This is a genomic window from Streptomyces sp. NPDC057963 (assembly GCF_042887155.1).
GTDB lineage: Bacteria > Actinomycetota > Actinomycetes > Streptomycetales > Streptomycetaceae > Streptomyces.
Window position 1 is genome coordinate 560,777 of sequence record NZ_JBHVPX010000004.1, and the last position, 20,674, is coordinate 581,450.

A 20,674-nucleotide genomic window follows, 5' to 3' on the forward strand; every position below is an offset into this window, starting at 1 on the left:
CGACACCGACCCGTTCGGGAGCCGCATCAAGACCGTGGGCCGCACTCCCAAAGGAGTGCGGCCCACCGTCGTACGGGTACCGGACGCGTCAGTCGCGCTCGCCGCCGCCCACGTGGTGCACCCGCACCATGTTCGTCGTGCCCGGGATGCCGGGGGGCGAGCCGGCCGTGATGACCATGGTGTCGCCCTCGTTGTAGCGGTCCAGCTTCAGGAGCTCCGCGTCGACCAGGTCGACCATCGCGTCCGTGTTGTCCACGTGCGGCACGACGTGGGCCTCGACGCCCCAGCTCAGGGCGAGTTGGTTGCGGGTGGACTCGTCCGTGGTGAACGCCAGGATGGGCTGCGCCGCGCGGTAGCGGGAGAGGCGGCGGGCCGTGTCGCCGGACTTGGTGAAGGCGACCAGCGCCCTGCCGTTCAGGAAGTCCGCGATCTCGCAGGCGGCGCGGGCCACCGAACCGCCCTGCGTACGGGGCTTCTTGCCCGGAACCAGCGGCTGGAGGCCCTTGGAGAGCAGCTCCTGCTCGGCCGCGACGACGATCTTCGACATCGTCTTGACCGTCTCGACCGGGTACGCGCCCACACTGGACTCGGCCGACAGCATGACCGCGTCCGCGCCGTCCAGGATCGCGTTGGCGACGTCGGACGCCTCGGCGCGGGTCGGCCGCGAGTTGGTGATCATCGACTCCATCATCTGGGTCGCCACGATCACCGGCTTGGCGTTGCGGCGGCAGAGCTCCACCAGGCGCTTCTGCACCATCGGGACCTTCTCCAGGGGGTACTCGACGGCGAGGTCGCCACGGGCGACCATCACGCCGTCGAACGCCATGACGACGCCCTCCATGTGCTCGACGGCCTGCGGCTTCTCGACCTTGGCGATGACGGGGACCCGGCGGCCCTCCTCGTCCATCACCTTGTGGACGTCCTTGATGTCGTTGGCGTCGCGTACGAAGGAGAGCGCCACCAGGTCGCAGCCCATCCGCAGGGCGAACCGCAGGTCGTCGACGTCCTTCTCGGACAGCGCCGGGACGTTGACCGCCGCGCCGGGCAGGTTGATGCCCTTGTGGTCGGAGATGACACCGCCCTCGATGACGATGGTCTTCACCCGGGGGCCCTCGACCGCGACGACCTTCAGCTCGACGTTGCCGTCGTTGATCAGGATCGGGTCGCCCTTGGTGACGTCGCCGGGCAGGCCCTTGTAGGTCGTGCCGCAGATCGACCTGTCGCCGGGGACGTCCTCCGAGGTGATGGTGAACTCGTCCCCCCGGACCAGCTCGACGGGGCCCTCGGCGAACTTCGCCAGGCGGATCTTCGGGCCCTGGAGGTCGGCGAGCACACCGACCGCACGACCGGTCTCGGCGGCGGCCTTGCGGACCCGGTCGTAACGACCCTGGTGCTCCTCGTGGCTGCCGTGACTGAAGTTGAAGCGGGCCACGCTCATGCCGGCCTCGATCAGAGCGACGAGCTGCTCATGGGAGTCGACGGCGGGACCGAGTGTGCAGACGATTTTGGAACGGCGCATGAGGCGGATCCTATCGGTTTGTTTCGCTACGGAATATTCCGTCTGGTGGAAGGTACAAAGGGGCGCGGGGGTGCTCAGTTGTGGGCCTGTCCGACGAGTGCGAAGGTCTGGACGGCGATCTCCAGCTCCTCGTCCGTCGGCACCACGGCGACCGCGACCCGTGCGTAGTCCGGCGAGATCAGCCGCGGCACGTCGGACCGTACGGCGTTCAGATCCGGGTCCACCGCCAGGCCGAGCTCCTCCAGCCCGGCGATCGCAGCCTCCCGTACCGGCGCCGAGTTCTCCCCGACCCCCGCCGTGAAGACCACGGCATCCACCCGCCCGAGGACCGCCGAATAGGCGCCGATGTACTTCTTCAGCCGGTGCACATAGATGTCGAACGCCAGCGCGGCCCGCTCGTCGCCCTCGTCGATCCGGCGCCGGATCTCCCGCATGTCGTTGTCGCCGCAGAGCCCGACCAGACCGCTCCTCTTGTTGAGCAGCTCGTCGATCTCGTCCGTCGACATCCCGGCGACCCGCTTCAGGTGGAAGGTGACGGCCGGATCGATGTCTCCGGAGCGCGTACCCATCACCAGCCCCTCCAGCGGGGTCAGCCCCATCGAGGTGTCCACGCACCGGCCGCCCGCCACCGCCGACGCCGAGGCGCCGTTGCCCAGGTGCAGCACGATGACATTGACCTCCTCGGGGGTGCGCCCCAGCAGCCCGGCGGCCTTGCGGGAGACGTACGCGTGCGAGGTGCCGTGGAATCCGTAGCGCCGGATGCGGTGCGCGTCGGCCGTCTCCACGTCGATCGCGTACCGCGCCGCGTACTCCGGCATCGTCGTGTGGAACGCCGTGTCGAAGACCGCCACCTGCGGAAGGTCCGGACGCAGCGCCCGCGCCGTGCGGATGCCGGTGAGGTTCGCCGGGTTGTGCAGCGGGGCCACCGGAACCAGGCGCTCGATCTCCTCCAGCACCTCGTCGGTGATCACGGTCGGTTCGGTGAACCGCAGCCCGCCGTGCACCACCCGGTGACCGATCGCCGCCAGCACGGGGGAGTCCAGGCCCAGCCCGTCGGCCGCCAGCTCCGCCGCCGCCGCCTTCAGCGCGGCCGCGTGGTCGGCGATCGGGCCGATGCGCTCGCGCGGCTCGGCGCCTCCCGCCCGTCGCCCGCCACCACTCTCGACGGAGGCCCTTGCGGCCCCCTCTTCCGGTGCGGCCAGCGGGGTGTGCACCAGACGGGAGGTCTCCTCGCCGATCCGCTCGACCAGCCCGACCGCGAGCCGGGAGCGGTCGCGCATGTCCAGCAGCTGGTACTTCACCGACGAGGAGCCGGAGTTGAGGACCAGCACGCGGTACGCACCCGTCGTGGAAGAGCCCTGTGCGATCGGGGTGGTCATCCGTTCACTCCTCGTCCTGCGCCTGGATCGCCGTAATGGCCACGGTATTGACGATGTCCTGGACGAGCGCGCCCCGGGACAGGTCGTTGACGGGCTTGCGCAGCCCCTGGAGCACCGGTCCGACGGCCACCGCGCCCGCCGAGCGCTGCACGGCCTTGTAGGTGTTGTTGCCGGTGTTCAGGTCCGGGAAGATCAGCACCGTCGCCTGTCCCGCCACCTCGGAGCCGGGCAGCTTCGTCGCGGCGACGCTCGGCTCCACCGCGGCGTCGTACTGGATCGGTCCCTCGATCCTGAGGTCCGGCCTGCTCGCGCGGACCCGCTCCGTCGCCTCGCGCACCTTGTCGACGTCGGCGCCCGATCCGGAGGTGCCCGTCGAGTACGAGAGCATCGCGATCCGCGGCTCCACGCCGAAGCGGGCGGCGGTCGCGGCCGACTGCACCGCGATGTCCGCGAGCTGCGCCGCGTCCGGGTCCGGATTGACCGCGCAGTCGCCGTACACCAGGACCTTGTCGGCGAGGCACATGAAGAAGACGGAGGAGACGATCGAGGCGTCCGGCTTCGCCCTCCCGTCGCCCGCCACCGCCCTGCCTGACGAGCTTCGCTCGGCCCCCTTTGTCTTGATGATCTCGAACGCCGGACGGATCGTCGCCGCGGTGGAGTGCACCGCCCCGGAGACCATGCCGTCCGCGAGCCCCTCCTGGACCATCATCGTGCCGAAGTAGTTGACGTCCACAATGACGTCGTACGCCAGCTCCACCGTGACCCCGCGGTGCGCGCGCAGCTGCGCGTACCGTTCGGCGAAGCCCTGGCGCAGCTCGGAGGTCTGCGGGTCGACGAGCCGCGTGCCGGCGAGATCGATGCCGAGGTCCGCGGCCTTCTTGCGAATGACGTCGGTGTCGCCGAGGAGGGTCAGCTCGCAGACATCGCGGCGCAGCAGCACGTCGGCGGCGCGCAGCACCCGTTCCTCGGTGCCCTCGGGCAGGACGACGCGGCGCCGGTCGGCGCGGGCCTGCTCCAGCAGCTCGTGCTCGAACATCATCGGGGTGACGCGGCCGCTGCGGGCCACCGAGATCCGGTCCAGCAGCGCGGCGGTGTCCACATGGCGCTCGAAGAGGCCCAGCGCGGTCTCCGCCTTGCGGGGCGTCGCCGCGTTCAACTTTCCTTCCAGGGCGAAGAGTTGCCCGGCCGTGGGGAACGATCCGCCGACCACCGAGACGACCGGGGTCCCCGGTGCGAGCCGCGCGGCCAGCGTGAGTATCTCCTCGCCGGGACGCTCGTCCAGGGTCAGCAGCACACCGGCGATGGGCGGAGTCCCGGCGCTGTGCGCGGCGAGCGAACCGACCACCAGATCCGCCCGGTCCCCGGGAGTGACCACCAGGCAGCCCGGCGTCAGCGCCTTCAGCATGGTCGGCAGCATCGCACCGCCGAAGACGAAGTCCAGCGCGTCCCTGGCCAGCCCGGAATCGTCGCCGAGCAGCACCGTGCCGCCGAGCGCCGCGGTGATCTGGGCGACGGTCGGCGCGGAGAGCGCCGCGTCGTCCGGCAGCACCGAACAGGGGACGGGCAGCTGGGCCGTCAGCCGCTCCGCGATGGCATCGCGGTCCTCGGCCGCCACCCGGTTGACGATCATCGCGAGGACGTCGCAGCCCAGACCGGTGTACGCCCGGTAGGCATTGCGGGTCTCGGCCCGCACCGACTCCGCGGTCTGGCCCTTCCCGCCGACCACCGCGATCACCGAGGCGCCGAATTCATTGGCGAGGCGGGCGTTGAGCGCCAGCTCGTCGGGGAGCTGGGTGGCGGCGAAGTCGGTGCCGAGCACCAGCACGACCTCGTACTTCTGGGCCACCTGATGGAAGCGTTCCACGAGCCGGGAGACCAGTTCGTCGGTGCCCTGCTCCGCCTGGAGCGCGGATGCCTCGTGGTAGTCCAGGCCGTAGGCCGATGCCGGGTCCTGGGGGAGGCGGTAGCGCGCCCGCAGGAGTTCGAAGAGCCGGTCGGGTCCGTCGTGGACGAGCGGCCGGAACACCCCGACCCGGTCCACCTGACGCGTCAGGAGCTCCATGACTCCCAGATCGACGACCTGGCGGCCGTCTCCCCGGTCGATCCCGGTCACGTACACGCTGCGCGTCACGCGTGCTCTCCCGTCCAGTTCTGCGGTTTGGGATGGTATTGCCATGTTGACGATACCTGCGGGGTCCTGGACGCCGCCCGCCGGGAGAGGGGCCCCGCGCCAGGGGCCGTACGGCCCGCCCCGGGCCTCGCCGGACGCCTTGCCGCACCCGGCGGAACACCCGTGCGGACATCCCCGGAGCGGCGGGGAGCGCGAGGTCCAGACCTGACGTGGGACAATCGACGTGGCTCACAGTACGGGGGATTCGTACGGGGGATTCCGTAGTCACCCCCGAAATGCACGGCACCAGCGAGCAGGAGATACAGCACGATGCGCATCGGAGTTCTCACCGCAGGCGGCGACTGCCCGGGCCTGAACGCAGTGATCCGGTCGGTCGTGCACCGGGCCGTGGTGGGTCACGGCGACGAAGTCATCGGCTTCGAGGACGGATTCAAGGGACTCCTCGACGGCCACTTCCGCCCCCTCGACCTCAACGCGGTCAGCGGCATCCTCGCCCGCGGCGGCACCATCCTCGGTTCGGCCCGGCTGGAGCGCGACCGGCTGCGCGAGGCCGCCGAGAACTGTGCCGAGCTCAGCCGCCGTTACGGCATGGACGCCCTCATCCCGATCGGCGGCGAAGGCACCCTCACCGCCGCGCGGATGCTGGCGGACGCCGGAATGCCCGTCGTCGGCGTCCCCAAGACGATCGACAACGACATCTCCGCCACCGACCGCACCTTCGGCTTCGACACCGCGGTGGGCGTCGCCACCGAAGCCATAGACCGCCTCAAGACCACCGCCGAATCGCACCAGCGGGTCATGGTCGTCGAGGTGATGGGACGGCACGCGGGCTGGATCGCGCTGGAGTCCGGCATGGCGGGCGGCGCACACGGCATCTGCCTCCCCGAGCGCCGTTTCCAGGTCGAGGACCTGGTCAAGATGGTCGAGGAGCGCTTCGCGCGCGGCAAGAAGTTCGCGGTCATCTGCGTCGCCGAGGGCGCGCATCCGGCCGAGGGCTCCATGCCGTACGCCAAGGGCGAGATCGACCAGTACGGTCACGAGCGCTTCCAGGGCATCGGCAACCGGCTGGCCATCGAGCTGGAGACCCGGCTCGGCAAGGAGGCCCGGCCGGTCATTCTCGGCCACGTGCAGCGCGGCGGGACGCCGACCGCGTACGACCGGGTGCTCGCCACCCGCTTCGGCTGGCACGCGGTGGAGGCCGCTCACCGGGGCGACTTCGGCCGGATGACGGCCCTGCGCGGCAACGACATCGAGATGGTGCCGCTCGCCGACGCCATCACCCAGCTCAAGACGGTCCCGGCGGCCCGGATGGACGAGGCCGAGTCGGTCTTCTGACCCCTGGACGCGCGCGGCGGCGCCCCCGGAACCTCACAGGAAACGGCCGGCGGCCCTGACTGTCCCCCCGTGGACGGTCAGGGCCGCTTGCCGTTCCCCCCGGCTCCCAGGGCCTTCTCCGGAGGTCGGGCCGGACCGGCCGTGGTGCCGGAATCCACTCTTGAGCCGGCGGCCCGGACCAACAAGGCTTACCCCTGTCCGGGACATGTCCCAACGCTGTCCGGGCGCTCGATTCGGGGGAGGGCACAGGGCATGGTGGTCGAGGACAGGGTTCCGGATCCTCGGGAGGCGCGGAGCGCGGCCGAGTTCGTCGCCCTGCTGCGGCTGCTCAAGGACGCGTCCGGTCTGACGTTCCGCGAGCTGACGCAGCGGGCGGACGCGGCCGGGGAGGTCCTGCCGCGCTCCACGATCGCCAACATGCTGGGGCGTACGTCGGTACCGCGCGAAGAACTCCTCGCCGCTTTCGCGAGGGCCTGCGGCTGCGGGCCCGCGGCGGTGCAGGACTGGCTTGCCGTACGCAAGGAACTCGCCGTGCACGGGCGGCGGGGCGGGGGAGCGGGCGGGGCCGGGGAGGTGCGTGGCACGGGTGGGGCCGAGGGCGTGCGTGGCACGGGTGGGGCCGGGGACGTGTGCGGTACGGGTGGGGCTGGGGACGTGCGTGGCACGGGTGGGCCCGAGGACGTGCGTGGTACGGGTGGGGTCGGGGAGGTCCCGGTTGTGCCGCCCGAGCGGTCGCCCGAGCCGCCCGCCGGGGCGTCTCCGGCCCGTCGCCGCCGCCAGTTCCGGAACGTGCTGGTGGCCGCCGCCTCGCTGCTGGTGCTCGCGGCCGCCGCGGTGACCGTCGCCGTCCTCGCACGCGACGAAGAACCCGGGTCCCCTTCCGTCGCCGGGCCCGTGGCGGGGCGGACGGTGCAGATCCGGTCCGTCCACTCCGGGCTCTGCCTCTCCGAGAAGCGGGGGTCCGACAGCGGCCGGCTCTACCAGGTGCCCTGCGACGGGGAGACGCTCCCGAGCTTCTCGCTGCGGCCACTGGGCGACGGCGTCTGGCGGATTGCCACCGAGCACCCGGACTACGGCCCCGGCTGCGCGGGTGTGTGGAACGGGATGCGGGAGGGCGGTGCCCCGATGCAGGACCAGGAGTGCGGCCGCCGCGGCTCCGCGGAGGCGTTCCGGATCGAGCCCCGGGGCCACCCCGCCGAGGGGTACCGGATCCGGCCCACCCACACCCGCCTGTGCGTCGGCGCCGTGGCGGGGAGCGGGGAGCGCGGCACCGAGATGGTGCAGCGGGGCTGCGACGGATCGGATCGGGGGAGCCTGTTCTCCTTCGACCCGGTGGCGACGGACGGCCCGGCGGCCTTGGACGCGGTCGGCGGCTGAGGGCGGCGCGGGCGGTGGGCGGTGGCCGGCGGCTGGGGGCGGTGCGGCCGGTGGCCGGTTGTCGGCGGCTGGGGGTGGTGCGGGCCGTGGGAGGGGACGCGTGGCCGGGGGAAGCCGGGCGGCTCAGGCGCTGGTTCCCCGTACCCCTGCCGTCTGCCAGAACCGTTCCACGATGGTTGCCAGGAACGCCCGCCCCGCGTCACCCGTCGACCCGGTCCGCTCCGTACCCGTGCTGCTCCAGCTCAGCGTCGACACCATCAGCGCCTGGTAGTCGGCGTGCAGCTGTTCCAGTACGTCCTGCAGGAATCCGCGTTCCAGCGGCACCAGCTTCGCCACCGGCCGGACCTGGGCCTGCCAGCGCGTCGTCACCGCACCGCGCAACAGCTCCGCCAGCTCCTCCTCCCGGCCGGACACCGCCACGAACCCGGCGGCGGTCAGCCCCAGCACCTCGCTGAGCACCGCGGACTGGCGTTCGTTGCCGCGCCAGCGCCCCGCCTCCTCCATCCGCAGATACGCCGAGGCGGTCAGCCCCAGCAGCCGCGCCAGCTCCTCGACGGCCAGCTCCCGGGCCACCCGGTGCTCGCGCAGGGTGCGCGCGGCGGTGAGCAGCTCGCCCGGCGAGCACCACAGCACTCCGGCCAGCGCGGTGAGTTCGTACTCGGTCGGGACGGCGAGCCCGCGCTCCCAGGCGACCACCGTCTCGGTGCTGATACGGAGTCCGTACTGAGCCCCGAGACCGTAGGCGACATGGCCGGGAAGCATCCCCAGGGCCTCGCGGAGACGGCGCGCGGCGGGGGCGTTGAAGGGCGGGGAGGGGTGCACGGCCCCACCGTAGAAGTCAACACGCAGCCTGACTACGGTGTGTTCGACCGATATCACGGCTCGTATGAACGTCCTAGTGCGGTGGCTCCGGTGTTGTATGTCCCGGTGCCGTGTCTCCCGGTGCCGTTCGACCCGGCGCCGTACGGATCAGCGCACCTGGGGCACCCAACGGTAGTGCAGCTCCGGACGCCCGACCTGGCCGTACTGCGGACTGCGTACCGCGCGCCCCACCGTCACCAGATGTTCCAGATAGCGGCGCGCGGTGATCCGCGAGATGCCCAGCTCCGACCCGGCCGCGCCTGCCGTGATCCCGTCCGGGGCGGCCCGCAGCACACGGGTGACGGCCTCCAGCGTGGGACCGCTCAGCCCCTTCGGCAGCCGGGTCGGCTGCGGTGCGCGCAGAGCGCCGAGCGCCCGGTCCACCTCGTCCTGACCGCTCGCCTCACCGGCCGCCGCGCGGAACTCGGCGTAGCGGACGAGCCGGTCGCGCAGGGTGGCGAAGGTGAACGGCTTCAGCACGTACTGGACGACACCGAGCGACACCCCCTCCCGGACCACCGCCAGGTCGCGCGCCGATGTCACCGCGATGACGTCCGCCGAGTGGCCGGCCGCGCGCAACGAGCGCAGCAGCTGCAGGCCGTGCCCGTCCGGCAGGTACAGATCCAGGAGCAGCAGATCGACCGGCCCGCGGTCCAGCGCCCGCACCGCCTCCGCGCGCGAGTGCGCGACCGCGGCCACCTCGAATCCGGGGACGCGGCCCACGTACAGCCGATGGGCGTCCGCGGCTACGAGGTCGTCTTCTACGACCAGTACCTGGATCACGCGGTCGCCTCCTTCGTGGTGCGCGTCGTGCGGCCGCCGATGGTCAGCGGCAGCCGCACCGTGAACTCCGCACCGCCGTCCGGACCGCGGTCCAGCGCCACCGTCCCGCCGTTGCGGTGCACCGCCTGCCGCACGAGGGCCAGCCCGATGCCCCGGCCCGCGCCGCGCGTCGACCAGCCGCGGCCGAACACCTCGGTGGCGTCGTCCGGATCGATCCCGGCGCCGGTGTCGGCGACCCGCAGCAGCAGCTCGTCCTCCCCGGCGAGCGCGGTGACGGTGACCCGGGCGCGGGCGGCCCGGCCCGGCACCGCTCCCCGCTGGGCGGGCACGGCCGCGGGACCGTGCGGGCCGGCCTCTTCCGCGCCGGCCGCACCGGTCGCCGGGTCCGGCCCGCTGGTCGCGGGGTCCGGTCCACAGGCCGCGGGGTCCGGTCCACCGGTCGCCGCCTCCGCTGCCGCGTCCACCGCGTTGTCGATCAGGTTGCCGATGATCGTCACCAGGTCGCGATGGGGCAGTGTCGTCGGCAGGGCACCGTCGTCGATCAGACTGTCGTCCGCGAGCACCAGTTCCACCCCCCGCTCGTTCGCCTGTGCCGCCTTGCCCAGGAGCAGCGCCGCCAGCACCGGTTCGGCGACGGCTCCCACCACCCGGTCGGTGAGGGTCTGGGCCAGCTCCAGTTCGGCGGTGGCGAAACCGACCGCCTCCTCGGCCCGGCCCAGTTCGATCAGCGAGACCACGGTGTGCAGCCGGTTCGCCGCCTCGTGCGCCTGCGAGTGCAAGGCCTGGGTGAATCCCCGCTCGGAGTCCAACTCGCCCGACAGCGCCTGGAGTTCGGTGTGATCGCGCAGTGTCACGACCGTACCGCGCTGCTCCCCGCCCACCACCGGGCGGGTGTTGACCACGATCACCCGGTCGGTCGTCAGGTGCAGCTCGTCGACACGTTCTTCGGAGGCGAGCAGCGCACCGGTCAGCGGCGCCGGCAGATCGAGGTCCGCGACCCTGCGCCCGACCGCCCCCGGGCCCAGACCGAGCAGCTCCCGGCCCGCGTCGTTGATCAGCGCGATCCTGCGCCGCCCGTCGAGCATCAGCAACCCCTCGCGCACCGCGTGCAGCGTGGCCTGGTGGTAGTCGTGCATCCGGCTCAGCTCGGCGGCGTTCATGCCGTGCGTGTGCCGCCGGAGCCGGGCGTTGATCACATACGTACCGATGCCGCCGAGCGCCAGCGCCCCGCCCGCCGCCAGCCCCAGCGCCCCCAGCTGCTCCCGCACCTGCGAGGAGACCCGCTCGACCGTGATGCCCGCACTGACCAGGCCGGTGATCCTGTTGCCGTCCCGGACCGGGGTGACGACCCGGATCGAGGGTCCGAGCGTGCCGGTGTACGTCTCCGAGAACGTCTCGCCGCGCAGCGCCCGCGCGGTATGCCCGAGGAACTTCTCCCCGATCCGGTCGGCGTCCGGATGCGTCCAGCGGACCCGGTCCGGGGACATGATCGTGACGAAGGCGATCCCGGTGTCCCTGCGGACCTTCTCCGCGTACGGCTGCAGCACGGCGGACGGGTCCGGGGTGCGGATCGCCTCCCGTACGGACGGGGAGTCGGCGACCGCCAGCGCCGCCGCCGTGACCTGCCGGGCCGCGGTCTCCTTCGCCTGCTCGCCGCCGGAGGCGTAGGTGAAGAACGCGCACCCCGCCACCACGGCCGCGACCAGCACCACCTGCATGGCGAAGAGCTGCCCGGCCAGGCTGCGCGGGTGGGTACGGGGGCGGGGGAGACGCATGGCAACAGTCTGCCTGGCCGAAAACACATGAACGAAATGCACGCAACAGTGACCGGCGTCACAAGAGGGCGGGATAGTCACCAAGCCCCCCAGGGACGGGGGAGCGACCCGGACGACCGAGGAGAACCCCCGTGGGAGTGGCAGCCGCCAAGCGGGACCGTACGCACTATCTGTATCTCGCCGTGATCGCGGCCGTGGGGCTCGGCATCCTCGTGGGCTTCGCGGCCCCGGGCGTCGCCGTCGAACTCAAGCCGATCGGCACCGGCTTCGTGAACCTCATCAAGATGATGATCTCGCCCATCATCTTCTGCACGATCGTGCTGGGCGTCGGGTCGGTCCGCAAGGCCGCCAAGGTCGGCGCGGTCGGCGGCCTCGCCCTCGGCTACTTCCTGGTGATGTCGACCGTCGCGCTCGGCATCGGCCTGCTCGTCGGCAACTTCCTGGAGCCCGGCCAGGGCCTCCACCTCACCGAAGCGGTGCGCGCCGCGGGGGAGAAGCAGGCGGCGGGTGCCAGTGAGTCCACCGCGGACTTCCTGCTCGGCATCATCCCGACGACGATGGTCTCCGCCTTCACCGGGGGCGAGGTGCTGCAGACGCTGCTCATCGCCCTGCTCGCGGGCTTCGCACTCCAGGCCATGGGCTCGGCCGGCGAGCCGGTCCTGCGGGGCATCGGCCACATCCAGCGCCTCGTCTTCCGCATCCTCGCCATGATCATGTGGGTGGCCCCGGTCGGAGCGTTCGGCGCGATGGCGGCGGTGGTCGGCGAGACCGGCGTCGACGCGCTGAAGTCGCTCGCGATCATCATGATCGGCTTCTACGTCACCTGCGCGATCTTCGTCTTCGTGGTGCTCGGCACGATTCTGCGGCTGGTCGCCGGGGTCAACCTGATCTCTCTGCTGAAGTACCTGGGCCGCGAATTCCTGCTGATCCTCTCCACCTCCTCGTCGGAGTCCGCCCTGCCGCGGCTCATCGCGAAGATGGAGCACCTCGGGGTCAGCAGGCCGGTCGTCGGCATCACCGTGCCGACCGGTTACTCCTTCAACCTCGACGGCACCGCGATCTACCTCACGATGTCCTCGCTCTTCATCGCCAACGCGATGGGCGACCCGCTGAGCGCCGGTGAGCAGATCTCGCTCCTGCTCTTCATGATCGTCGCCTCGAAGGGCGCGGCCGGAGTCACCGGCGCGGGCCTCGCCACCCTCGCGGGCGGCCTCCAGTCGCACCGCCCCGGCCTGGTCGACGGCGTCGGACTCATCGTCGGCATCGACCGCTTCATGAGCGAGGCCCGCGCCATGACGAACTTCGCGGGCAACGCGGTGGCCACGGTCCTGGTCGGGACCTGGACCAAGGAGATCGACAAGGAGCGGGTGGAGAAGGTCCTCTCCGGCGCACTCCCCTGGAACGACGCGATGCTCAGCCAGGACGCGGATCACGGCGACGGCACGGGCAGCCTTCCGGAGCCCCGGGGCGGCGACCGGGAGTCCGCCGTGGCGAAGGCGTAGCCACAGGAGTCCGGTACAGCGCCAGGGCCGTCGCGGGAGCTCCCGCGACGGCCCTTCGCGCTTGCCTTGACGTCCGCGTAAAGGTTTACGGTCACGTACATGCGAATCGGGGAGCTGGCCGAGCGGGCCGGGACGACCACGCGGACTCTGCGGTACTACGAGTCGCGCGGGCTGCTGCCCGCGCGGCGGGCGGGCAACGGCTATCGCGCGTACGACGAGAACGATCTGCGGCTCGTCCAGCAGATCCGGACCCTCCAGGACTTCGGGTTCGAGCTGGAGGAGACCCGGCCGTTCGTCGAGTGCCTGCGCGCCGGCCACCCGGCCGGCGACGCCTGTCCCGCCTCGCTCGCCGTCTACCGGCGCAAGCTCGGCGAGCTCGACTCGCTCATCGAGCAGCTCCAAGCGGTCCGCGCCCAGGTGGGCGCGCAGCTCGCCAAAGCCGAGCTGGAGGCCGCGGCGGAGCTTCCCGGTGGTCCGGAACCACGTTGTGAACTGGGAGGATGACAGATGATTCATGCAGCAGAGGGCGTGACCGAGGTCACCGACGACACCTTCGACACGGAGGTACTCGCGGCCGGCCTTCCCGTACTGGTCGAGTTCACCGCCGACTGGTGCGGCCCGTGCCGCCAGCTCGCCCCCGTGCTCAGCGCCGTCGCCGCCGAGGAGGCTGGGCGCATCAAGATCGTCCAGATCGACGTCGACCACAACCCGGGGATCGCGAGCCGCTACGCGGTGCTGGCGATGCCGACCATGATGGTGTTCCGGTCCGGCGAACCCGTGAAGTCCATGGTGGGTGCCCGCCCCAAGCGCCGGCTGCTCCAGGAGCTGGAGGACGTGTTCGAGACGGTGTAAGGCGGGGCGTGGAGGACGCCCATGCCCTCCGCGCCCGACGATCCACCGGTTCGAGCACACCACGACGCGCCGGACGATTCACCGGTCCGAGCACACCACGACGCGCCGGACGATTCACCGGTCCGAGCACACCACGACGCGCCGGGACCGCACGTACGGTGACACACGCGGGGCCTTCCCTTGATTCGGTTGCCTGGTTGCCGCTGATCTCGGAGGGCCTCGCTCCGTATCGCCCTCGCTCCGTATCGCCTCGCGCCACGCCATTGCCCTCGCGCCACGCCGTGGACCCGGACACCGCGGGGCGGCTCACCCGGGCTCATCCACGAGGGCCAGAAAAATTCGTACGGCGATCTCGTACGGCGATGTCGTACGGCGATGTCGAGAATCCGTGGCCTGCTCCGTCCTCGCAGTGAACGCGACCAGAATGGGTCGCACCAGCATCGAGGAGAATCACGATGGCCAAGTACTTGCTGCTCAAGCACTACCGCGGCGCCCCGGCTCCGGTCAACGACGTCTGTATGGACCAGTGGACGCCGGAGGAGATCTCGGCGCACATCCAGTACATGCAGGACTTCGCGGTCCGGCTCGAAGGGACCGGCGAGTTCGTCGACGCTCAGGCGCTCGCCCCCGAGGGGATGTGGGTCCGGTACGACGGCGAGGGCCGTCCGCCGGTCACCGACGGTCCGTTCGCCGAGACCAAGGACCTCATCGCCGGCTGGATGGTGATCGACGTCGACAGCTACGAGCGCGCCGTCGAACTGGCCGGGGAGCTGTCGGCCGCCCCCGGGGCGGGCGGGAAGCCGATCCACGAGTGGCTGGAGGTGCGCCCGTTCCTGGCCGCGCCGCCCACCATCACGGAGTGACTTCCCAGATGAACGAGGCCCTGCTCCGGAGCCTCACGCCGAGGGTGCTCGGCATCCTCGTCCGCCGCGGGGCCGACTTCGCGGCGGCCGAGGACGCCGTGCAGGACGCGTTGGTCGAGGCGGTCCGCGTCTGGCCCGCCGACCCGCCACGCGATGCGAAGGGCTGGCTGGTCACCGTCGCCTGGCGCCGATTCCTCGACGCGACCCGGGCGGACACCGCCCGCCGCCGGCGGGAGGACCTCGTCGACGAGGAGCCGGCGTCCGGGCCCGTGCCCGCGGTGGACGACACGCTCCAGCTCTACTTCCTGTGCGCCCACCCGTCGCTGACGCCGTCGTCCGCGGTCGCGCTCACGCTGCGCGCCGTCGGAGGGCTGACCACCCGCCAGATCGCCCGGGCCTACCTGGTGCCCGAGGCGACCATGGCGCAGCGCATCAGCCGGGCCAAGCGCACCGTCTCCGGCGTGCAGTTCGACCAGCCCGGCGACGTCGCCACCGTGCTGCGCGTCCTCTACCTGGTCTTCAACGAGGGCTACTCCGGTGACGTCGACCTCGCGGCCGAGGCCATCCGGCTCACCCGGCAGCTCGCGGCCGCGATCGACCACCCCGAGGTGGCGGGGCTGCTCGCCCTCATGCTGCTCCACCACGCCCGGCGCGCCGCCCGGACCGCGCCCGACGGCAGCCTGGTGCCGCTCGCCGAGCAGGACCGCGGCCGGTGGGCCACCGAGTCGATCGCCGAGGGCGTCGAGATCCTGCAGGCGGCCCTCGCCCGCGACCGGCTGGGCGAGTTCCAGGCCCAGGCCGCCATCGCGGCACTCCACGCCGACGCGCCCACTGCCGCGGAGACCGACTGGGTGCAGATCGTCGAGTGGTACGACGAGCTTGTGCGCCTGACCGGCAGTCCGGTCGTCCGGCTCAATCGCGCGGTGGCCGTCGGCGAGGCCGACGGGCCGCGCGCCGGTCTGGCGGCACTCGCGGCGCTGGACGACTCGCTGCCCCGCCATGCCGCGGTGGCGGCGTATCTCCACGAGCGCGACGGCGACCTGGTGACGGCGGCACGGTTGTACGCCGAGGCGGCCCTCAGGGCACCCAACCTCGCCGAACGCGACCACCTGACCCGCCAGGCCGCCCGGCTCAACGCCCGCCCGTGTCGCTGAGGGGTCGCGGCGCTCACGCGTTGCCGGCGGGGGAAGCTCGGCGGCGACGACAGGCGTGCTGGAGGCGTCTGCCCCGGAGGCGCTTGACGCGCTCATCGTCCAGGCGTGGGTACCCCGTCCAGCCCAGAAGGGGTTCCTGCGCATCTGTGGTGAACAACGCATCGCGTTCGTGCTGTTCTACGAGACGTCGTGAGATGGCTCGCTGCATCTGGGGTTGCGTCACCAGGATCAATTTTGCCGGATGCCGGCGAGCAAGATGTCCGCGAGTCTGTCGGCGTAGTCGTCAGGGTCGATGTGGGGGTGCTCGGTTCCGAGGTACTCGATCATCATGCCGATCGCCCCTTGGTAGGTGATGGCCATCACGCGGGTGTCGAAGTCACGCAGGGTTCCCTCGGCTTGGCCGCGTCGGAACAGCGATTCCTGTGCTTGGTAGGTCTCTTCGTAGGCGTCGAGCGTCAGGCGCGGCGTGCCATCGGGGCGACGCAGGTTGTGGACGATGTGGTTGAGTGCGGTGATCTCTCCCCGGTGGGTGGCGGTCAGGGCCGCGGCTCGGCGTAGGGCTGCGCGGATGATGTCCGGGACGGGCTCGGTCAGGTCGAGCGAGTTCGCGATGCGGTCGCGGATGGTGGTCATCGTCGCCTTGACAGTGGACTCCATCAGGTCGTCCTTGTCGGCGAAGTAGTGCCAGATGAGGCCCTTGGATACGCCGGCCCGCTCGGCAACGCGAGTCAACGACAGGCCGTCGTAGCCGCAGTCGGCGAGTTCCTCCACGGCTGCGGTCATGATTTGTGCCCGGCGCTGATTCTCGTCGAGCCGCTGCCGACGTGCACCCGGCGTTGTGGTGTGTGAGGACGAAGTGGTCATGCAGTCACTGTGGATCACTGGCCTGGTCATTGGCGACTGGCCGGCTGTTCCGGCGAACCCGGATTGACAGGATCGCAAGGGTCAGCATCATCGCGGCGATGACGAGCATCTCTACGCGCATCCACGCAGGGAAGGCGCCGGGCAACGCGGCCTCGACGAGGTTCACCACCAGCAGGACGCACCCGATGATGGTGAGTGCACGAAGGCCGGAGGGACTCCCTTTGAGTGCGGCGCGCGTTCGCACGGGTAGCACGATCGCGAACACGGCGACGATCACGGCGTGCCCCCATGCCTCGTCGGTCGCCAGATGCGGTGCCGCCACCGCGAGGACGGCCAGGGCCACCAGCGTGCCCAAGGCCACTAGCACGTAGGCGGTTACCAGCCGCTTCACCCTCGCGAGCGGTGCCGACCCGAGCTCATCTCTTGCAACACTATTGACCATCCGGTCAATGTATCTCAGTTGACCGGATGGTCAATAGGGGAGAGTGGGGCGCCTGACCGGTGAGCTTGCCGGGGGAGCGGTGGTGCATCGGCAGTCGAGGTGTGGTTGCGCGCTACGAGCGGCCCCCGGGTGACGGTCGGTCCGTCGCCGCACACTTCCTGCGGCCGATGGGGGTCGTCGCGAGTGGAATGCCGAAGCCGTGGGTGCTGAGCGGGTAGTTCGCCAACGCGTGGTCGTGTCAGGGGTGTTTGAGCATGCCCCGGAGTTCGGCGACGAGGCTGCCGACGTTGCGTTCGGCGTTGGCTCCGGTGGCCTGCTCGCTCGAGGGGGCCGCGTCGGGTGTGCGGCAGGGGCGGCAGAGGCCGTCGGGGAGTGCTTCGGGGTGGCCGGGTGTGCCGCATTCGGTGCATTCCGCCATCAGGCGGCGGGCCGGAGTGCCTGGTGTGGCTGGTGTTGGGGTGGTGGGCAGGTGGGGTGGGATCTTGTCGTTGAGGCGGCGGCGTACGAAGCCGATGGGGGAGTCGACCTGGGTGGGGAGGCCGGAGGTGAGGGTGTGGGTGAGGTAGTCGGTGTCGACGCCTCGGGTGAACCACTGGGTGGCGAGGGGTTCCAGGGTGGTGCAGTCGGTGGCGGAGAGGGCCAGGCGTGGTTCGAGGCGGCCGAGTTGGGCCAGGGCGAGGTACGCGGGTGAGGGGTGCGCCGGGGCCGGTTCGGGGGTTCGCTGTTGCGGTACGGCGGGTACGGCGGGTACGGCGGGTACGGGGTCGGGTGTGGTGGGCTGCGTTGTGGGCTCGGCGGGTGTCATGGGGGTCGGGGCTGACGGGTCTGTCCCGGTTCGGGGGGCGGGCGCTTGCGTGGGGACCCGGGTTGGTGCCTGGGGAGCGGTTGCTTCTTGGGTGGCCCGGTTGTTCTCGGCGTTCAGGAAGGTGCCCCACCATTCGTTGTCGTGGGCGGTGCGGGACCAGAAGGTGCGGGTGACCCAGCGGACCTGGCCGCGGTCTTCGACCCGGCATTGGGCGTGCCGCAGGTGACCGGCCACTCCCAGGGCCCTGAGGGCGCTGGCGACGGCCATCTGCCCGTACAGGGGGATGTTCTTGGCGAGCGACTTGATGTCCATGGCCGCACCGTCGGGCAGGTGGTCGACGTACCCGGCGATATGGCGCTCGCGCTCGGGCAGCAGCATGAAGTCATCGGCGCGCGCGGGGCGTTGGTCCGGCGCGGATCGCTTGCCGTAACCGCGGCCGGCCTTCGCGTACGGGCGTGAGGATGCGGGCGTACGCAGGGCAGGGCTAAGGTTCTCGGTAGCCACGAGATCGGGTCCGTTCGATCTTGGGGTGAGACCCCGGCCCGGTGCTCTAACACCGTGTCGGGGTCGTTTCGTTGGGGGCACCGTAAGCAGCCGCGCCAGCGTGCCGCAAGCTGGTCGGGATTAGTCGTACTTGCTGGCCGTGACGGGTCGGGGAGGGCGGGGAGGTTTTCCCAAACCCCTTCTTTTACCTACCGGTTGAAGGGCAGCGCTCGGATCCCGGAGCCCGGATCCCGACGCCCGGATCCCGAAGCTCAAGCGTCGGGATCGACCCCCTCCCCGTACCCACGAAAGAGTGAATCAGCCGGTCCCGGAGCTCGAACCCCGCCCCTCGAAGCCCGGAACTCGGGTTCCGAGGGTCGGGGTGGCGCTGCTCCATCGGCGCAGCCGGACGCGGCCACTGCCCGGTCGGGGCACTTCGCAGCAACGCCGCAGAGTCCCCGTCCCGTCAACAGCCACTTGTAGGCGACGAGGGGCTGGGCACCGCCCATCGGGTCCCGGCCGCATCGGTTCCGTGCCTCTGCGAATCCGTCTGGCGAGGGCCCTCTCCTGCCTCTCCGGCGTACGCTGAAATAAGAAGGGCGGTGTCGCATGTCGGACGAACTCGCTGACAGCCTCAGGAAATACCGTCGCGCTGCCGGACTCAGTCAAGAGCAGCTCGCGCACCGAGCGGGACTATCAGTCGGCCCCGTCAGGAAGATTGAGCAGGGCGACGACGGTGTGCGAATGGAGACACTTCACGCTCTCGCCCGCGCGCTTGGAGTGAAGACCTCCAAGCTGATGGCGGCGGGAGCTCCGAAGCCCGTGCCTCACGACAACCTCAACACCTTGAATCTCCGCGAACTCCGAATCGCCCTGACCCCGGCCGTCAGCCTGGCTGCGCCTGACGCACCGACCGGCGATGCGCCCGACATCCGTCGCCTGCGCCGCATGACCCACGACAGCGCGCTCCTCTACTACGGGGACAGCTATCAGAGCATTGCCGCCGACCTTCCGGCTCTCATCCACGCAGCGAACGACGCAGTGGCCTACTACGACCACGGAAGCGAGCGCCTGGACGCCCTACGCGCTCGCTCCGAAGCCCTGCAACTTGCTGGGCGGTACTTGACGCAGATCAGGCAGTATGACCTTGCTCACGGGGCTATTAGAGAGGCCATCAGCGATGCCCGGCTGGCCGGCAACGAGCTGACTGCGGCGTCAGGAGTGGGCGGCATGTGCTTCGTACTCATTCGGACCGAACGGTTCGACGAGGCTGAGGACATTGCCGTCGCGACGATGGACATCGTCGAGCCGAAGATCAAGGGGGCCACGGTGGACGCGTACGCGACCTGGGGTGGTCTCGCGATGGAGGCCGCTGCCGCGGCGGCGCGGAACAACCGTCCGGAGGAGGCCAAGGCACTCCGAAGGGCGGCCGGTACGGCTGCGAAGGCCGTGGGCGTGTCGCACCGCAACCTTCTGCGCCACTGGTCTCAGTTCGGGCCCGTCACCGCCGCAATGAAGGAGCTGGAGGACGCGATGGTCACGGGCGATGCACGGACTGTGGTTCGGAAGTCCGGCGAAGTGGAAGAGCTCCAGCCGAAGGCGTGGAAGCGGTTGGGGAAGCCGAGCACGAACGACGGGAACCGGTACTACCTCGATTTGGCTCGGGCCCGCGTCCGCTCGGGCGATCCCTCAGCCGCCATGGAAGAGCTGTCCCGTCTGGATCACGTCGCACCCGAATGGTTCCGCCACCAGAGGGCCGCCGCAATCACCTTCGAAGAGATCACGAAGAAGCGTCGGACCCTTACTACCGACATGCGCACGGTAGGCGCTCACCTGCGCATGTTTGGATAACTGCATTACACCGATGCACGTCTGACGAGTGGTGACCCGAAGTGCATCGCTTCGTATCTGGCTGGTTACTCAAGGTCTACTTACCGTCTTCGGTATGGCGAACAACCAGCAGGCCGTGCCCCGGATCGGGGCGGTAGTCAAGGACACGAAGACCGACTGTTTCGGCGTCGTGATGGGCACCATCGGCGGGCTCATCCAGCTCCGCCCGATCAGCGGCGGACTGTCGTGGGAAGTCGAGCCGGACGGCGTTGAGGTGCTCTCGTCGCGCCAGGAGTTGACTGTTCGCCTCGCTGCTCTCAATGCCGAATCCAGGCGCGGAGCATGAGCGGGCCCCGAGCCGTCGTGAGACATGTCCAGTGGACCCTCGCGCCGAACCAGGAGCCGGATGCCGAACCTCAAACGCACGCCATGCTGTGCGTCGTCTGCGGAGAATCCTCCGCTGCGGCGGAGGACTGGGACGCCCCGCAGGGGTGGGCTCTGTCCCACTCGGGTCGTAACCCCTCCCATCACACGTACCGAGAGCTGATCACCAGGCCCTGGCGAACGTGGATGGACTCCTGACAAGGATCACTTTCCTGCTTGCTGCCCCGCCGGACGTTGCCGAGCCGGCGGTGGACCAACGGCGCAATACACGGTGCCGCCGGTCAAGTACGGCGCGATAGCCTGTCGCTGTCCAGCACATCAAGACCTCTGACGCG

18 protein-coding genes are annotated in these 20,674 nt (G+C 70.6%); 9 read left to right on the plus strand and 9 right to left on the minus strand.

Going from position 1 to position 20,674, the window contains the following annotated elements:
• Nucleotides 1-88: 88 nt before the first annotated feature.
• The 3 genes from pyk to pta all read right to left on the minus strand — a co-directional run bounded on the left by pyk (nt 89) and on the right by pta (nt 5,029).
• The gene (gene pyk / locus ACFVT1_RS12845; RefSeq protein WP_389794534.1) at nt 89-1,519 is read right to left on the minus strand and encodes a pyruvate kinase; all 1,431 of its coding nucleotides are present in this window, start codon (nt 1,517-1,519) and stop codon (nt 89-91) included.
• Nucleotides 1,520-1,593: 74 nt separating this feature from the next.
• Nucleotides 1,594-2,898, minus strand: a complete 1,305-nt coding sequence (locus ACFVT1_RS12850) for an acetate kinase (protein ID WP_389794535.1) — start codon at nt 2,896-2,898, stop codon at nt 1,594-1,596.
• 4 nt (nt 2,899-2,902) lie between these two features.
• Nucleotides 2,903-5,029 (minus strand): phosphate acetyltransferase, encoded by a 2,127-nt coding sequence (pta, locus tag ACFVT1_RS12855; protein ID WP_389794536.1) that lies wholly within the window; start codon nt 5,027-5,029, stop codon nt 2,903-2,905.
• A gap of 309 nt (nt 5,030-5,338) precedes the next feature.
• Between pta and ACFVT1_RS12860 the strand changes: the two genes are divergently transcribed.
• Nucleotides 5,339-6,364, plus strand: coding sequence for an ATP-dependent 6-phosphofructokinase (locus ACFVT1_RS12860; RefSeq protein ID WP_362204811.1), 1,026 nt, complete (start codon nt 5,339-5,341; stop codon nt 6,362-6,364).
• A gap of 252 nt (nt 6,365-6,616) precedes the next feature.
• Nucleotides 6,617-7,741, plus strand: a complete 1,125-nt coding sequence (locus tag ACFVT1_RS12865; protein WP_389794537.1) for a helix-turn-helix domain-containing protein — start codon at nt 6,617-6,619, stop codon at nt 7,739-7,741.
• 123 nt (nt 7,742-7,864) lie between these two features.
• On the opposite strand, the gene ACFVT1_RS12870 is transcribed toward ACFVT1_RS12865, so the two are convergent.
• From ACFVT1_RS12870 to ACFVT1_RS12880, 3 genes are all read right to left on the minus strand, one after another.
• Complete coding sequence (locus ACFVT1_RS12870) at nt 7,865-8,503, minus strand: XRE family transcriptional regulator (RefSeq protein ID WP_389794626.1); 639 nt, start codon at nt 8,501-8,503, stop codon at nt 7,865-7,867.
• 207 nt (nt 8,504-8,710) lie between these two features.
• Nucleotides 8,711-9,385 (minus strand): response regulator, encoded by a 675-nt coding sequence (locus tag ACFVT1_RS12875; protein WP_389794538.1) that lies wholly within the window; start codon nt 9,383-9,385, stop codon nt 8,711-8,713.
• Nucleotides 9,382-11,160 carry an ATP-binding protein gene (locus ACFVT1_RS12880; protein WP_389794539.1) on the minus strand — a complete coding sequence of 593 codons (1,779 nt, stop codon included), beginning with the start codon at nt 11,158-11,160 and terminating at the stop codon, nt 9,382-9,384. The genes ACFVT1_RS12875 and ACFVT1_RS12880 overlap by 4 nt, the downstream gene beginning before the upstream one ends.
• 131 nt (nt 11,161-11,291) lie before the next feature.
• Between ACFVT1_RS12880 and ACFVT1_RS12885 the strand changes: the two genes are divergently transcribed.
• The 5 genes from ACFVT1_RS12885 (at nt 11,292) to ACFVT1_RS12905 (ending at nt 15,531) form a co-directional block, all read left to right on the plus strand.
• Nucleotides 11,292-12,662 carry a cation:dicarboxylate symporter family transporter gene (locus tag ACFVT1_RS12885; protein WP_389794540.1) on the plus strand — a complete coding sequence of 457 codons (1,371 nt, stop codon included), beginning with the start codon at nt 11,292-11,294 and terminating at the stop codon, nt 12,660-12,662.
• Between the two features lie 99 nt (nt 12,663-12,761).
• Nucleotides 12,762-13,166, plus strand: a complete 405-nt coding sequence (locus ACFVT1_RS12890) for a MerR family transcriptional regulator (protein WP_389794542.1) — start codon at nt 12,762-12,764, stop codon at nt 13,164-13,166.
• A 3-nt stretch (nt 13,167-13,169) separates the two neighbouring features.
• Complete coding sequence (gene trxA / locus ACFVT1_RS12895) at nt 13,170-13,514, plus strand: thioredoxin (protein ID WP_389794544.1); 345 nt, start codon at nt 13,170-13,172, stop codon at nt 13,512-13,514.
• A 455-nt stretch (nt 13,515-13,969) separates the two neighbouring features.
• Entirely contained in the window at nt 13,970-14,377 is a 408-nt protein-coding gene (locus ACFVT1_RS12900; protein ID WP_389794546.1) for a YciI family protein, read from the plus strand.
• 8 nt (nt 14,378-14,385) lie between these two features.
• Nucleotides 14,386-15,531, plus strand: a complete 1,146-nt coding sequence (locus ACFVT1_RS12905; RefSeq protein WP_389794628.1) for an RNA polymerase sigma factor — start codon at nt 14,386-14,388, stop codon at nt 15,529-15,531.
• 228 nt (nt 15,532-15,759) lie between these two features.
• On the opposite strand, the gene ACFVT1_RS12910 is transcribed toward ACFVT1_RS12905, so the two are convergent.
• The 3 genes from ACFVT1_RS12910 to ACFVT1_RS12920 form a co-directional block, all read right to left on the minus strand.
• Nucleotides 15,760-16,395: a TetR/AcrR family transcriptional regulator gene (locus ACFVT1_RS12910; protein WP_389794548.1), complete on the minus strand. Its 636-nt coding sequence runs from the start codon at nt 16,393-16,395 to the stop codon at nt 15,760-15,762.
• Between the two features lie 4 nt (nt 16,396-16,399).
• The gene (locus ACFVT1_RS12915) at nt 16,400-16,837 is read right to left on the minus strand and encodes a hypothetical protein (protein ID WP_389794550.1); all 438 of its coding nucleotides are present in this window, start codon (nt 16,835-16,837) and stop codon (nt 16,400-16,402) included.
• A gap of 238 nt (nt 16,838-17,075) precedes the next feature.
• A complete protein-coding gene (locus tag ACFVT1_RS12920; protein ID WP_389794551.1) occupies nt 17,076-18,146 on the minus strand; it encodes a MarR family transcriptional regulator in 1,071 nt (356 codons plus the stop codon).
• A 588-nt stretch (nt 18,147-18,734) separates the two neighbouring features.
• Here ACFVT1_RS12920 and ACFVT1_RS12925 point away from each other — a divergent pair.
• Both ACFVT1_RS12925 and ACFVT1_RS12930 read left to right on the plus strand, forming a co-directional pair.
• Nucleotides 18,735-19,976, plus strand: coding sequence for a helix-turn-helix domain-containing protein (locus ACFVT1_RS12925; protein WP_389794553.1), 1,242 nt, complete (start codon nt 18,735-18,737; stop codon nt 19,974-19,976).
• A gap of 94 nt (nt 19,977-20,070) precedes the next feature.
• Entirely contained in the window at nt 20,071-20,301 is a 231-nt protein-coding gene (locus ACFVT1_RS12930; protein WP_389794555.1) for a hypothetical protein, read from the plus strand.
• Nucleotides 20,302-20,674 lie beyond the last annotated feature (373 nt).

Bases quoted from the DNA above. Each gene is read 5' to 3' on its own strand.
- pyk (WP_389794534.1), bottom strand. From the start codon at position 1,519: ATGCGCCGTTCCAAAATCGTCTGCACACTCGGTCCCGCCGTCGACTCC.
- ACFVT1_RS12850 (WP_389794535.1), bottom strand. From the start codon at position 2,898: ATGACCACCCCGATCGCACAGGGCTCTTCCACGACGGGTGCGTACCGC.
- ACFVT1_RS12860 (WP_362204811.1), top strand. From the start codon at position 5,339: ATGCGCATCGGAGTTCTCACCGCAGGCGGCGACTGCCCGGGCCTGAAC.
- ACFVT1_RS12865 (WP_389794537.1), top strand. From the start codon at position 6,617: ATGGTGGTCGAGGACAGGGTTCCGGATCCTCGGGAGGCGCGGAGCGCG.
- ACFVT1_RS12870 (WP_389794626.1), bottom strand. From the start codon at position 8,503: ATGCTTCCCGGCCATGTCGCCTACGGTCTCGGGGCTCAGTACGGACTC.
- ACFVT1_RS12880 (WP_389794539.1), bottom strand. From the start codon at position 11,160: ATGCGTCTCCCCCGCCCCCGTACCCACCCGCGCAGCCTGGCCGGGCAG.
- ACFVT1_RS12890 (WP_389794542.1), top strand. From the start codon at position 12,762: ATGCGAATCGGGGAGCTGGCCGAGCGGGCCGGGACGACCACGCGGACT.
- trxA (WP_389794544.1), top strand. From the start codon at position 13,170: ATGATTCATGCAGCAGAGGGCGTGACCGAGGTCACCGACGACACCTTC.
- ACFVT1_RS12900 (WP_389794546.1), top strand. From the start codon at position 13,970: ATGGCCAAGTACTTGCTGCTCAAGCACTACCGCGGCGCCCCGGCTCCG.
- ACFVT1_RS12905 (WP_389794628.1), top strand. From the start codon at position 14,386: ATGAACGAGGCCCTGCTCCGGAGCCTCACGCCGAGGGTGCTCGGCATC.
- ACFVT1_RS12910 (WP_389794548.1), bottom strand. From the start codon at position 16,395: ATGACCACTTCGTCCTCACACACCACAACGCCGGGTGCACGTCGGCAG.
- ACFVT1_RS12915 (WP_389794550.1), bottom strand. From the start codon at position 16,837: ATGGTCAATAGTGTTGCAAGAGATGAGCTCGGGTCGGCACCGCTCGCG.
- ACFVT1_RS12925 (WP_389794553.1), top strand. From the start codon at position 18,735: ATGTCGGACGAACTCGCTGACAGCCTCAGGAAATACCGTCGCGCTGCC.
- ACFVT1_RS12930 (WP_389794555.1), top strand. From the start codon at position 20,071: ATGGCGAACAACCAGCAGGCCGTGCCCCGGATCGGGGCGGTAGTCAAG.